Raw genomic sequence first — 243 nt, 5'->3', positions numbered from 1 at the left:
GAGCTCGGGGGTCATCTCGGGCGCCGAGATGGGATGGTGGCTCACGCCGGCGGGCAGCAGCTCCTCTCGCTCCAGTGCCCACAGCAGCCGGGCTCGGTCCTGGGAGCGCTCCACGAGCTGCCGGGCCCGCACCTCCTCATTGGGATAGAGGTGCAGGTTTGCCCGCAGATCCAGGTCGTGGCCGAGCCAGAGGCTTTTCAACGTCGGCAGATCATGGGTGCTCACGGCCACTAGCGCCTGGGC

Annotated in this window: 1 pseudogene; it reads right to left on the bottom strand. The window is 68.7% G+C overall.

The features are described from left to right. Positions 1–243: pseudogene (locus ACTFO6_RS19510) on the bottom strand (4-alpha-glucanotransferase); the annotation flags it as partial.

Source organism: Pelomicrobium sp. G1 (assembly GCF_051905455.1).
Taxonomy (GTDB): domain Bacteria; phylum Pseudomonadota; class Gammaproteobacteria; order Burkholderiales; family UBA6910; genus Pelomicrobium.
This window is presented reverse-complemented; position numbering and strand designations above follow the sequence as displayed.